We start from the raw sequence: 12,717 nt of genomic DNA on the forward strand, positions 1-12,717 counted from the left end.
ACATATTTCATCCCGAAGCCGGTTCCGGTTTTCAGAAGAATGCAGTAGATCAGAGCCACAGCGACCCCATGCAAACCAAGGCAACGGATATTCACGTTAGCCAAGGAAGTTTAAGGAAATCTCATGAGCGATACCGCCTCTCTCCAGACCGTGATCGAAACCGCCTTCGACAATCGCGACAGCATCAACACCGCCACCCGTGGCGAGGTGCGCGATGCCGTCAACGAGGCGCTGGCCCTTCTGGACCAGGGCAAGGCGCGCGTTGCCACGAAGGGCGAGGATGGTCAGTGGACAGTGCATCAATGGCTGAAAAAAGCCGTTCTCCTGTCTTTCCGTCTCAATGACATGGAAGTGATCAAGGGCGGCCCGGGCACGTCCACCTGGTGGGACAAGGTGCCTTCCAAATTCGAGGGCTGGGGCGAGAACCAGTTCCGCGCCGCAGGCTTCCGCGCCGTGCCCAATGCGGTGGTGCGCCACTCCGCCTATATCGCGCCGAACGTCATTCTCATGCCCTCCTTCGTCAATCTCGGCGCCTATGTCGGGGAAGGCACCATGGTCGACACCTGGGCAACCGTCGGTTCCTGCGCCCAGATCGGCAAGCATGTGCACCTGTCGGGCGGCGTCGGCATCGGCGGCGTGCTGGAGCCGATGCAGGCAGGCCCCACCATCATCGAGGACAATTGCTTCATCGGCGCGCGCTCGGAAGTGGTGGAAGGCTGCATCATCCGCGAGGGCTCGGTGCTGGGCATGGGCGTCTATATCGGTAAATCCACCAAGATCGTCGATCGCGCCACCGGCGAGGTCATGTATGGCGAAGTTCCGCCCTATTCCGTCGTCGTTGCCGGCACCATGCCGGGCAAGCCGCTACCGAATGGCGAGCCCGGCCCCAGCCTCTACTGCGCCGTCATCGTCAAGCGCGTCGATGAAAAGACCCGCTCCAAGACCGGTATCAACGAGTTGCTGCGCGATTGATCCAGTACACGGGCGTCGTCCATCGCTATACGGCAACGGGGAAGCCCGTTTCCGTATGACGGAACAGGATGACGCCCCCTCTCCTCCCCTTTTTCGATAAAGAATGCCATGTCCGCTTTCGCCACCGATCCCGTCGCCAATCTGCAAACGCTGATCCGTTGCCCCTCCGTAACCCCTGCCGAAGGCGGGGCGCTTTCGGCTCTGGCTGCCATGCTGGAGCCGCTGGGCTTCACGGTTTCCCGTGTCATGGCTGAGGAAGAGGGCACGCCGGATATCGAAAACCTCTATGCCCGGCATGGCGCAAGCGGCCCGCACCTGATGTTTGCCGGTCACACCGACGTGGTGCCGGTGGGCGATGAGGCGGCCTGGAGCCATCCGCCCTTTGCCGCCGCCATTGCCGGGAACATGCTCTATGGCCGCGGTGCTGTCGACATGAAGGGCGGCATTGCCTGCTTCGTTGCCGCCGTCGCCCGGGTCATCGAGAAGAATGGCGCGCTTCCCGGCTCGCTGTCCTTCCTCATCACCGGCGACGAGGAAGGCCCTGCGATCAACGGCACCATCAAGCTGCTGCAATGGGCGGCGGAAAAGGGCGAGCGCTGGGATGCATGCCTGGTGGGAGAGCCGACCAATCCGGACCGGCTGGGCGATATGATCAAGATTGGCCGCCGCGGTTCACTCTCCGGCCTGTTGACGGTGCATGGCGTGCAGGGGCATGCGGCCTATCCGCATCTGGCCGACAATCCGGTGCGCGGCATCATCAAGCTCACGGAAGCGCTGATGCATCCGGCCTTCGATGGCGGCACGGAGAATTTCCAGCCTTCCAATCTCGAGGTTACCACCATCGATGTCGGCAATGCCGCCACCAACGTCATTCCGGCCAAAGCGACGGCGAAATTCAACATCCGCTTCAATGACAGCTGGACGGTAGAGACGCTGCGGGCGGAAATCCTGCGGCGGCTGGAAAAGGCGGCGGCGGATGAAACGCTGCGCCCCGGCCGTCAGCCGATCCGCTACGATATTCAATGGTCCGACCGCCCAAGCCATGTTTTCCTGACGAGAAGCGCAGCACTGATCGAAAGTCTCTCCGGCGCCATCACCCGCATTACCGGCAGAACGCCGGAGCTTTCGACCACGGGCGGCACGTCGGACGCCCGCTATATCAAAGATTACTGCCCGGTGGTGGAATTCGGCCTTGTCGGTCAGACCATGCATATGGTGGACGAGTGTGTGGCGGTGGCCGATCTGGAAAAGCTGACGGAGATCTATCAGGCATTCATCGAGGACTGGTTCCGCCATGCCGGGCTTTGAGGAAGTCCGCATCTATCTCACGGGGCTGTGGCTGCTGCTGAGGGGGGAAAGTCAGGGATTTCGCTATCTCGATCTCAGTCCGCGCGGTGTCAGCCGCTCCTTCTGGTCGGCGCTGTGGTCGCTGCCGGCCATGCTGGTTTCCTGGATGTGGTGGCGGCGGGCGCTGGTGGGCGAAGTGCCCGCCGAGCTTCTGGGCGGCGTGTTTTTCCTACGGATGATCATGCTGGAAGTGGCCAATTGGGTGGTGCCGCTGCTGATCGTCGCGGCGCTGAGCATTCCGCTGGGCATCGCCCGGCATTTCAACGCCATCGTCGTCACCAGCAACTGGCTGTCCCTGCCGATTGCCTATGGTTATGCGGTGCTGATTGCGCTGACCGCGCTTCTGCCCGCTCTGGGGTCAGTCATCGTGCTGCTGTGGATGCTGTTGCTGATCGGCGTCGTGGTCGCGATCTTCCGGCTGCTGTTGGCCATCATCGGCCCGCAGACCCTGCTGGTCTCGACACTGACCATGCTGTTGCTCGTCCCGGCCACCCTGCTCTCGGACTTCCTGGAGCGCTATCTCGACGTAGCGCCGCTTTAGAGTTTTCAAGCATTTCCGGACGGAAACCGCGAACCTTTGTGCGCCATATGTGGCGCACGGCGCTATAAGCACTTTTCTCAGGACAATGCTCTATTTTATATGCTCCGGCCTGAACCCGAGACCAATCAGGCGTCCTGCCAGATGTGACAGCAGGGGCCAGCGGGCAATGACCTTGATAAAGCCGGGCGGCCCCTGCCGGGTGCTTTCGGTCTTCGACGGTTTGCGACGCATCATCAATTGCAGCTTCTGCGTGGCGACGGTTGGAAAGCGGCGGCGTTTTTCCAGCGCCTGCAAGGCTGGTTCCAGCGGCGCCCCCTGCTTCAGCGGCCCTGCCAGAAGATTGGCCGCCGCCACCGCATCCTGAATGGCCAGATTGACGCCCACGCCGCCAATGGGCGACATGGCGTGCGCCGCATCGCCAATACACACCAACCCGGGCTTCCACCACTGCTTCAACCGGTCGATGCGGATGCTGAGAAGCGAGACATCCTCCCAGGAACGCACCTCCTGCATCCGCTCCGCCGGGAGCGGCGAAACGGCGGCGACGGCAGTGCGGAAGGCCTCCAGCCCCTTTTCCTTGATATCCTGAAAACTGCCCTTGCGGACCACGAAACCGCATTGCCAGTAATCGCCCCGGTCGATCATCACGAAGCCCTGGCGCGGTCCGCCATGGCCCATGGTGTAAGGCGGATCCTGCGGCTGGCGGGAGAGCTTCATCCAGACCACATCGCTCGGGCTGCCAAAACTTTCCACCACCAGCCCCGCCTTGGCGCGTACCACGGAATGGCGCCCATCGGCCCCGACGACCAGCTCGGCCCTGAGCGTCACGCATCCCTCGGGCGTGTGCACGACCAGCCCTCGCACCCGCCCCTTTTCTTCCAGAAGGTCCACCACCCGGGTCTGCATTAACAAGCGGAAATTGGGATAGGCCTTCGCCTGCCCGGCCAGAAAATCCAGGAAATCCCATTGCGGCATGAACGCAATGAAGCGGCAGACGGTGGGCAGCCGTGAAAAATCGGCAATCGTCACATCCTGTCCGCCAATCTCGGCATGCAGCCTGGGCGCCTTGGTATGCCGCAGGGCCAGCAGCCGGTCCAGCAAGCCCAGTTCATGCATGACCTGCAAGGTGGAGGGATGAATCGTATCACCCCGAAAATCACGCAGGAAATCCGCATGTTTTTCAATCACCACCACCTCGACCCCGGCCCGTGCCAGAAGATAGCCCAGCATCAAGCCACCTGGTCCAGCGCCTGCGATCACACATGTCGCGCGGATTTCGCCCGGTGTTGAAATCCCATTCTCCTCGATCATGCCACTGCGCCCCGTAAACACCCCGGCATTGCTGCCCTTCGCGGCCTGACCCGGTCAGTCCGCGAACCACACGGAGGATACACTCTCACAGCCCCGCTTCAATCACTTGATTGAGGTCAAGTTTGCGCCCTTCGGAGCGTAAACCGAGGCGCATTCGATTCATTTGTTATCTTGGGGAAGTTGAATGGTGCCGCTTACGTGACTCGAACACGTGACCCCATCATTACGAATGATGTGCTCTACCGACTGAGCTAAAGCGGCCCGGCGAACCGGTAAGCTCCGGTTCGCTTTGTTGGCGGGTGGATACAGGCAAAGTTTGCGGATTTCAAGATGCTTTTCGCAAGTCTTCCATTTTTGCGCAGATCTTTGCCCGTGCAGCGAGATACTCGCTTTCCAGCCGGTCCACCAGGCTTGCCACCGGCTCCACCTGTTTGATGACGCCCACACCCTGGCCGCAGCCCCAGATGTCCTTCCAGGCTTTTGCGCCGGTATCGGCAACGGCGCTGTGAAAGTCCATCTTGCTGGCGTCCGCTTCCGGGAGATTATCCGGGTCGAGCCCCGCCGCGCGGATGGAGGACTTGAGGTAATTGCCCTTCACGCCGGTGAAGTAATTGGAGAGAACCACATCTTCCGCGCCAGCCTCGACGATGGCCTGTTTATAGGCGTCACTGGCGCGCGCTTCTTGCGTGGCGATGAAGGGGGAGCCGATATAGGCCATGTCGGCCCCGGCTGCTTCCGCCGCCAAAATGGCACCGCCGGTTGCGATGGAGCCGGCCAGCAGCAGCGGGCCATCGAACCAGGACCGTATCTCCTGGATCAGCGCGAAGGGCGAGAGGCTTCCCGCATGCCCGCCGGCCCCGGCGGCCACGGCGATCAGGCCGTCGGCGCCCTTGCGGATGGCGGAGTTGGCATGGCGATTGTTGATGACGTCATGCAGCACGATGCCGCCATAGGAATGAATGGCCTGATTGACCTCCGGCACAGCCCCGAGCGAGGAAATGACCACCGGCACCTTGTATTTGACGCAGAGCCCGAGATCATGCTCCAGCCGCTTGTTGGAGGTGTGGACGATCTGATTGACGGCAAAGGGCGCCGCCGGCCGTTCCGGATGGGCGGCATTGTGGCGGGCAAGCTCTTCGGTGATCTCGGCCAACCATTCATCGAGCTGCGATTCGGGCCGGGCATTCAATGCCGGGAAAGCGCCGATGACACCCGCCTTGCACTGCGCAAGCGTCAGCGCCGGATGGGAAATGATAAAGAGCGGCGAGGCAATGACCGGCAGCCTGAGATTGGCCGTCAGAACCGAGGGGAGAGACATCAATTCCTCCAATTGACGTTTGCGTAAACGTCAACACGCTATCAAAGCGGCGTTGCTTTGAAAAGGGTTCCCGTTTAGCCACAAAAGAGCAGGCTTGCGGTTTTCTGCGGGTTTGAAGGCGACAGCATAATCTCCCCCTTAAATCCAAATGGGTTAAGGGCAAAATTATGCAGCATCTATAAAGTGCTACAGCACCATATTTGGCGCATGGCGTTGTGGCAGCACTTGCGGATTGATCGGTCTGCCGTTACCGATTCGGATCAAGTTGCCGCGAGACGCGGCCATCGGACGGAAAGGAATTGCGTGAGCGGATTGGAGTCGGCCATCAGAAGCGCGTTGGAGCGGGCAGACCGCAGCAATGCGGAGATCCGGGCCAGGATCTACCAGTCGGCGCGCCAGGCGCTGGAAGCAGGGCTGAGCAAGCAGAACATCAACGATCCCGAAACCATGGCCGAACAGCGGCATCGGCTGGAGCGCACCATCCACGCCATCGAGCAGGAAGAACGCGCCCGGCTGAAAGCCGCAGCCAGCGTGGAGCCGCCACGGCCAGAGCCTGCCCTACGCCCCGCCTCCTCCCCGCAGGAGCCTGCACGCACTGCCGATGACGGTGCGCTGAGCTTCGGAGCCGATCGTGCCGCGCCATCCGCGACAAGCGCCCCGGTGGCGGATCTCGATGATGTCCGCGCCGAACGCGACGACCCGCGCCTTGACGAATCGGAGGACTTCACCGCCGAGCCGGAGGTGGAGCCGAGACGCAAGCCCACCCTCCGGGCTGAGCCGGTGGCACGGCCCAGGCGGCGGCGCGGCTTCTTTTCACGGCTCTTCATTCTGGTCACGGCCCTGACCTTCGTTGGCATTGCCGCATGGTGGATCTACTCCACCGGCCTGTTGCTGAGTGCCGATGAGCGCGATGGCGGCCTGCCGGACCCCGTGCCGACCGTTTCCGATCAGGATGCAGGCGCCACCGAAGAACCGAAGACCATCGATCCGCAACGCGGTTTTTCCAATGATTGGGCCGAGGTCTTCAAGCCCGCCGATATCCGCCTGATCAGCGCCCGCCCGAATGCAACGGTGGATGTGGTGGGCGCCAGCGACGGCCAGGCGGTGCGGATCACCTCGCGCAGCGCCGATCAGGATGGTGCAGCCGTCATCCAGTTGCCTGCCGATGTCATCGGCCAGATGGCGGGCAAGACCTCGACCCTGGCGCTGACCATTCAGGCCGCCGGTGAAAAGCCGCTGCAATTCTCCGTCACCTGCGCCTTTGGCGCTGAGCAGGGCTGCTCCCGGCACCGCTTCACCGCCAACCCGGAAAAGGCCGATCTGCTGTTTCGGGTCACCCTGCCGCAAACCCTTGCATCAGGCACGCAAGGGCAGTTGTTCATCAATGCCGACATGAACGGCCAGGGTCAGGGCGTCAATCTCTACTCGGTCAGGATCTTGCCGGGGAATTGATGGCCACCTGCCGGTGTCAAGCCCTGCGGTAGCGGGCAATGGCGCTGCGCTCGATGGCGGCGCAGGTCAGCTTGTCCAGTTGCAGGCGGTCCCGCAGCAATTGCAGCAGGCGGATTTCCTCGGGCCGCACGGCCTGATCCACGGCCGTCACTTCCACGGCCAGCGCATAGGCCGTATCGTAAAGCCGCTGCGGCAAGGCATCGCGAATGGTTTCCAGCACGATATCCAGCCCCTCCGGCTGTGCCAGCAGGGAGGCGCAACGTTGCGACACCGCAATAAGGCTTCCGCCATCGAAGCCTTCAAAGATCGGCGTCTGATCCACCAGATCGCCGATGCGGCGCAGTTCCTGGTCATGCATGGCATTATCGACGGCAGACGCCATCACCATGGTGAAAATCAGGGCATCCTGAATGGTTACGGAGGTTGTCACGCTCGCTTTTCCTCAAGCTCTGCTGAGAAGCCCCGGAGAAGCGGGCTGCTCATAAAAAACGCCGCCCCCTCTATGGAATGCCGAAACCGAAATCGCAACGGGCTATTTTGCCCCACCTCGGCAAGCGGCAAATATTCCTACTGACTGGCCCAGATGATCCGCGCCATCCATTCCACCTCGGCAAGTTCGAGGCTGCGGCTCGGATGCTCCGGATTGAGGGAATTGAGTTCGATGGAGCGGGGGCTTTGCCGCGCCAGGATCTTCGCCATGACCTCGCCTTCGCGGGTCTTGACCACCACCCTGTCGCCCCGGCGCACCTGTGCGCCCGGCTCGACGATCAGGATATCGCCGTCACGATAGAGCGGCTTCATGCTGTCGCCCTGCACTTCCAGCGCATAGACGCCCGCCTTGCCGGTGGGAGAGGCGGGAAACTCCACCACATCCCAGCCCTGGCCCGCAGGAAAGCCGCCATCATCGAAAAAACCGCCAGCCCCCGCCTGGGCGAAGCCGAGAAGCGGAATAGCGCCTGCTTCCGGGCCGAATTCCTCGCGCACCAGCCCTGTTTCCTCACGGTTGCCGCTGATCAGGCCCATGAACTGATCGAGACTTGCGCCCGTAGCCTCCAGCACCTTGGCAATGGATTCCGTCGAGGGCCAGCGCATGCGTCCATCCGGCCCCACACGCTTCGATTTGTTGAAGGAGGTGGGATCGAGCCCTGCACGGCGCGCCAGACCCGAAGGCGTCAGCTGATGCCGCTCCGCCAGCCTGTCGATCGCTCCCCAAATGTCGTCATGTGAAAGCATATACCGAAGCCCCACCGCCCCTGAAGTGCCGGCCACTAAAGCACGTTGCGGCTTATCAGCCTTATGCAACATGCTTTAAGTTCTTGTTTTAAAGCATGTCGTTATCGCAAAACCGCTGCACACTTTTGCGCGACATGCTCTAAAGCGCCGTGCGCCATATAATCCGCACAAAGGTTCGCTGCAGATCTTTGTTGTGACGTGTTTCCGGACGGAAAACCGGATTCCACTTTTTCTGGAAACCCTCAAAAACCCACCTCCGAACCCTTTCCTTTATTGGGCAGATCGGGCGCGGAGTAAAGATGGATAAGGAATAAAATCCTTAAATCTGGACGGAAAGAAAGAGAATATGGGCCAGGAACACCCCGATACGGCCATCAGGCGACCAGCGCCATGTTCAACCGGCCAAGCTGGATCACCGCCTGGGTGCGGCTATCGACCTTGAGCTTGAGCAGGATGGCCGAGACATGCGCCTTGATGGTGGCCTCGGAGACCCCCAGTTCATAGGCGATCTGCTTGTTGAGCAATCCCTCGCACAACATGCCGAGCACCCGGCTCTGCTGCGGCGTCAGCGTTCTGAGCCGGGCCATCAGATCGGCCAGTTCGGGATCCTGCTCCTGCGCGCCATCATAGCTGGCGGGGGTCCAGATATCGCCGCTGAGCACCGAGCGGATGGCGGCGCGGATTTCCTCGATGCCCGAGGATTTGGAGATGAAGCCGGAGGCACCCAGTTCCAGCGAGCGGCGCACCGTGGCGCTGTCATCGGTGGCGGAACAGATGATGATGGGCAGGCTGGCAAATTCTGCCCGCAGCGTCATCAGCCCGGAAAACCCGCTGACGCCCGGCATCGCCAGATCGAGCAGCATGACATCCGCCTCCGGATTGTCAGAGGCCACCTTGCGGGCGGTGTCGAAATCCCCCGCCTCGACAACGTGGCCGATTTCCGCCATGCCATCCACGGCCTGACGGAGCGCGCCGCGAAACAGCGGGTGGTCATCTGCAATAAGGATTGTTCCTTCGGCCATCATATGCCCCCTCCCAAGAGCATGGATCACGCTTCGGCCACTCCCTGCCGAAACGGTCGCAGCGGGGTCAAACCCTGCATGCCGCGCCGCGATCATCCGTTGTTACAATGTTTTAGCCCCAAGTCAGATTTCAGACAATGGTCTATATGCCGCCGCCGGTTGTTTTGCTGGCTTCCCGCCTGAGCTAAGCTTTCGTTTTTGCATTTCCGGGCGGAAAACCGGCGTCTACTTTTCCCGGAAATGCTCGGAACTCCTCGATCAGCCCGAAGAACCGCCGCATCATCCGCTCCATGATCGAGAGGGACCGGTCCACCTCCTCGTCGGAGGGCACGCCGCCGCCCGAGACCGCAGCCTTCTTTTCCAGCGCCTCGACCCGCTTTTCCAGCCGCTCCATATCCTCCTGATAGGCCTGGCGCTCATCCGCGCCCAGACGGCACAGGAGTTCACCATCCTTTTCCTGACAGATCGACATGGCCCCGGTTTCGGTATCGAGCCTGATGACGCTGTCGCCCTTTTCCAGCATGCGGAAACGGCCCTTGCCATCGTCCTCGGCCCCTGCCTGCGGCGCGAAGGCCGCCAGAAGAAGGCTCAGCGCCAGAAAACGCACGCCGTTCTGCCGGGTCGGAAATGCTGCGAACCTCATGTTTTCCTCCAAAAAACGGTAATGGCCGGGTTGCGTTTCAAAAGGCTGCGGACAAGCGCATGGACAAGCGCGCCGCTTTGCGGCAAACCCGGATCATCTGCTCCGGGGACAAGATCATGACCATGGCGATATACAAGATCCTTTCCGAGGAATTATGGCAGGAGGCCGAAAAGGCGGGCGTCTTTGCCGGTGCCCCGGTCGATCATGCCGATGGCTTCATTCATTTATCCACCGCCGCCCAGGTGCGGGAGACGGCGGAGAGGCATTTTACCGGTCAGTCCGGCCTGCTACTGGCCGCCGTTGATCCCGGGACGCTGGGCGATGCGCTGCGATATGAGCCCTCGCGTGGCGGCGATCTCTTTCCCCATCTTTACGGCAGTCTGCCACTCAACGCCGTGCTCTGGATCAAACCGCTGCCCCTTGGCGCCGATGGCCGCCACCAGTTTCCCGAGGAGATCGCCTGATGAGCGTGTTCAAGACCTTCGCACGGCCCAGCCTCTTTCTTTTCGAGGGAGAAACGGCCCACAAGCTCTCCATTGCCGGGCTGAAGACCAGCAGCCTCATCCGCCGCCAGCACCCGGTCGATCCCCGCCTGGCGCAAACCTTGGCGGGCCTTGTTTTTCCCAATCCCGTCGGCATGGCGGCAGGCTATGACAAGAACGCCGAGGTGCCGGATGAATTGCTGGGCCTCGGCTTCGGCTTTGCCGAGATCGGCACCGTCACGCCGAAACCGCAGGCCGGAAATCCGAAACCCCGCGTGTTCAGGCTGGTGCGTAATGAAGGGCTGATCAACCGGCTGGGCTTCAACAATGAGGGCCACGATGCCGTTCTGGCGCGGCTGGAGGCCCGCCGGGGCCGTCCCGGCATTGTCGGCGTCAATATCGGCGCCAACAAGGATGCCGAGGACCGGATCGGCGATTATGTCGCCGGTATTCGCCGTTTCTATGGGCTTGCCTCCTATTTCACCGCCAATATCTCCTCTCCCAACACGCCGGGCCTCAGGGATCTGCAAGCCAAGGAAAGCCTGGGCGAACTTCTGGACCGGGTGCTGGAAGCCCGGGCCGAGGAAGCCGAAAAAGCGGGCCGGCGGGTGCCTGTGTTTCTGAAGATCGCCCCTGACCTCACCGAGGAAGGCATGGATGACATTGCCGAAGTGGTGCTGGCGCGGGATCTGGACGGGTTGATCGTCTCCAACACCACGCTGTCGCGCGCGGAATTGCGGCCGGAGCGGTTTACCGGCGAAACGGGCGGGCTTTCCGGCAAACCCGTCTTTGCGCGGTCCACCGCTGTCTTGGCGCGCATGCGCAAGCGTGTGGGCAAGGACCTGCCGATCATCGGTGTCGGCGGCATTTCCTCCGCCAAGACGGCGCTGGAAAAAATCCGGGCGGGAGCCGATCTGGTGCAGCTTTATTCCTGCATGGTCTATGAGGGGCCGGGCCTGCCTGCCGAAATCGTGCACGGCCTTTCGGCAGCCCTGACGGAGGAAGGCGCCTCCTCGCTGCGCGACCTGCGTGACAGCCGTCTGGATTACTGGCTTTCGGTAAAGGTCTGATCGGCCCGCCGCCTCAGCCGGGAGAGCAGTAACAGCCCCCGGCAGGCGAGAAACAGGTTGAGCCCCAGCCAGAGCCCGTGATTGCCGAGAAGTGGGACAAAGATGGCAAGCCCCGCCAGATAGGCGGCAAAGGCCGCCAGCATCATGTTGCGCATATCGCCGGACCAGGCGGCGCCGATGAAAATTCCGTCCATCTGGAAGGCCAGCGCCCCGGTCAACGCCGTGACGGCCGCCCAGGGCAGGAAGAGCCTTGCTGCGGCGCGCACCTCCTCCGCCGTGGTCATCAGGTCGATCAGCGCCGGCCCGAACAGCAGGAAAAACAGCGTGCTGGTCAGCGCCAGTCCCAGCGACCACAGGCCGGTCAGCTTTACCGCCTTTACGAAGGCGGGGCGATAAAGCGCGCCCACCGCCCGGCCAATGATCTGCTCCGCCGCCGCCGCGATGCCGTCGAGATAGAAGCTCGCCACCATGAAGAAATTCAACAGCACCGCATTGGCCGCCAACACCACGGCCCCGAAGCCGGTGCCGATCCGCGTCAACAGCGTGAAGGCGGCGACCAGCACGAAACTGCGGATGAGAATATCGCGATTGAGCGTGAAAAGCCGCCGCAATTCCTGCCGGTCCAGAAGCGTCGGCAGCGATGGCAGGGGCTGGCCGCCGCGTTTTGCAAAGATCAGGGTCAGCCCCGCGACAAGCGCCGTCGCTTCACCGGCAAAGGCGCCCCAGGCAACACCCCGCACCCCCCAGCCCAGGCTGAGCCCCAGCAGGATGGAAAGCAGGATATTGACACCGTTCAGCAGGATTTGCAGGCCAAGCGCCGTCGAGCCCCTGCCCCGCCCCAGGATGAAACCCATGACGGTGAAATTGGCCAGCGACAACGGGCCGGCCAGAATACGGATGGAGAAATAGGTGGAGGTCACCTCCGCCACCCGCCCTTCCGCTCCCATCAGCGACAGGCCCACCTTCAAAAGCAGCGGCGAGGCGAGAAGCAACAGAAGCCCCAGACCCACGGACAGGATCAGCGCCCGGCAGAAGACCGCCATCTGCTCTGCCTCATCGCCCCGGCCAAAGGCTTGCGCCACCAAAGCCGTGGTGGAAGCGCGCAGGAAATTCAGGCTGGAAAAGAGAAGATCAAACAAGGCCGCCCCGATGGCGAGCCCCGCCAATGCTGCCGCCTCGCCGGTATGGCCAATCACCGCCGTATCGGTCAGCCCCAGCAATGGCGTGGTGATATAGCCAATGGTCATCGGCACGGCGATGGTCAGCACGCTGGTATGGGTAACGGAAAAGGCCTGGGGTTGGCCCGAAGGGCTGGCAGCAAGCATG

At 62.1% G+C, this 12,717-nt stretch carries 13 protein-coding genes and 1 tRNA gene; 6 read left to right on the forward strand and 8 right to left on the reverse strand.

Annotation, left to right across the window (positions count from 1 at the left end; genetic code table 11):
* Positions 1-123 precede the first annotated feature (123 nt).
* The 3 genes from dapD to QO005_RS07935 all read left to right on the forward strand — a co-directional run bounded on the left by dapD (position 124) and on the right by QO005_RS07935 (position 2,860).
* Complete coding sequence (dapD, locus tag QO005_RS07925; RefSeq protein ID WP_307157464.1) at positions 124-972, forward strand: 2,3,4,5-tetrahydropyridine-2,6-dicarboxylate N-succinyltransferase; 849 nt, start codon at positions 124-126, stop codon at positions 970-972.
* A gap of 108 nt (positions 973-1,080) precedes the next feature.
* Positions 1,081-2,280: a succinyl-diaminopimelate desuccinylase gene (gene dapE, locus QO005_RS07930; RefSeq protein ID WP_307157465.1), complete on the forward strand. Its 1,200-nt coding sequence runs from the start codon at positions 1,081-1,083 to the stop codon at positions 2,278-2,280.
* On the forward strand, positions 2,267-2,860 hold the full coding sequence (locus QO005_RS07935) for a hypothetical protein (protein WP_307157466.1): 594 nt from the start codon (positions 2,267-2,269) through the stop codon (positions 2,858-2,860). The genes dapE and QO005_RS07935 overlap by 14 nt, the downstream gene beginning before the upstream one ends.
* A 90-nt stretch (positions 2,861-2,950) precedes the next feature.
* On the opposite strand, the gene QO005_RS07940 is transcribed toward QO005_RS07935, so the two are convergent.
* The 3 genes from QO005_RS07940 to QO005_RS07950 all read right to left on the reverse strand — a co-directional run bounded on the left by QO005_RS07940 (position 2,951) and on the right by QO005_RS07950 (position 5,489).
* Complete coding sequence (locus QO005_RS07940) at positions 2,951-4,171, reverse strand: FAD-dependent oxidoreductase (protein WP_307157467.1); 1,221 nt, start codon at positions 4,169-4,171, stop codon at positions 2,951-2,953.
* 185 nt (positions 4,172-4,356) lie between these two features.
* Positions 4,357-4,432 (reverse strand) — tRNA-Thr (locus QO005_RS07945).
* A 64-nt stretch (positions 4,433-4,496) separates the two neighbouring features.
* Positions 4,497-5,489 carry an NAD(P)H-dependent flavin oxidoreductase gene (locus tag QO005_RS07950; protein ID WP_307157468.1) on the reverse strand — a complete coding sequence of 331 codons (993 nt, stop codon included), beginning with the start codon at positions 5,487-5,489 and terminating at the stop codon, positions 4,497-4,499.
* Positions 5,490-5,792: 303 nt separating this feature from the next.
* Between QO005_RS07950 and QO005_RS07955 the strand changes: the two genes are divergently transcribed.
* The gene (locus QO005_RS07955) at positions 5,793-6,941 is read left to right on the forward strand and encodes a serine/threonine-protein kinase (protein ID WP_307157469.1); all 1,149 of its coding nucleotides are present in this window, start codon (positions 5,793-5,795) and stop codon (positions 6,939-6,941) included.
* Between the two features lie 16 nt (positions 6,942-6,957).
* Here QO005_RS07955 and QO005_RS07960 read toward each other — a convergent pair whose 3' ends face one another.
* From QO005_RS07960 to QO005_RS07975, 4 genes are all read right to left on the reverse strand, one after another.
* Complete coding sequence (locus QO005_RS07960) at positions 6,958-7,371, reverse strand: tellurite resistance TerB family protein (RefSeq protein ID WP_307157470.1); 414 nt, start codon at positions 7,369-7,371, stop codon at positions 6,958-6,960.
* A gap of 137 nt (positions 7,372-7,508) precedes the next feature.
* Positions 7,509-8,174, reverse strand: coding sequence for a S24 family peptidase (locus tag QO005_RS07965; protein ID WP_307157471.1), 666 nt, complete (start codon positions 8,172-8,174; stop codon positions 7,509-7,511).
* Positions 8,175-8,548: 374 nt separating this feature from the next.
* Positions 8,549-9,196 (reverse strand): response regulator transcription factor, encoded by a 648-nt coding sequence (locus tag QO005_RS07970; RefSeq protein ID WP_307157737.1) that lies wholly within the window; start codon positions 9,194-9,196, stop codon positions 8,549-8,551.
* Positions 9,197-9,380: 184 nt separating this feature from the next.
* Complete coding sequence (locus QO005_RS07975) at positions 9,381-9,839, reverse strand: hypothetical protein (protein WP_307157472.1); 459 nt, start codon at positions 9,837-9,839, stop codon at positions 9,381-9,383.
* A gap of 116 nt (positions 9,840-9,955) precedes the next feature.
* Here QO005_RS07975 and QO005_RS07980 point away from each other — a divergent pair, with 116 nt between their 5' ends.
* Positions 9,956-10,303, forward strand: a complete 348-nt coding sequence (locus tag QO005_RS07980) for a DUF952 domain-containing protein (RefSeq protein WP_307157738.1) — start codon at positions 9,956-9,958, stop codon at positions 10,301-10,303.
* On the forward strand, positions 10,303-11,391 hold the full coding sequence (locus QO005_RS07985) for a quinone-dependent dihydroorotate dehydrogenase (protein WP_307157473.1): 1,089 nt from the start codon (positions 10,303-10,305) through the stop codon (positions 11,389-11,391). The genes QO005_RS07980 and QO005_RS07985 overlap by 1 nt, the downstream gene beginning before the upstream one ends.
* Here the strand turns inward: QO005_RS07985 and QO005_RS07990 are convergent.
* Positions 11,367-12,716, reverse strand: coding sequence for an MATE family efflux transporter (locus tag QO005_RS07990; RefSeq protein WP_307157474.1), 1,350 nt, complete (start codon positions 12,714-12,716; stop codon positions 11,367-11,369). The genes QO005_RS07985 and QO005_RS07990 overlap by 25 nt on opposite strands.
* Position 12,717: the final 1 nt, after the last annotated feature.

Origin of the sequence: Allorhizobium paknamense, assembly GCF_030815125.1 — a bacterium.
Lineage (GTDB): Bacteria > Pseudomonadota > Alphaproteobacteria > Rhizobiales > Rhizobiaceae > Allorhizobium > Allorhizobium paknamense.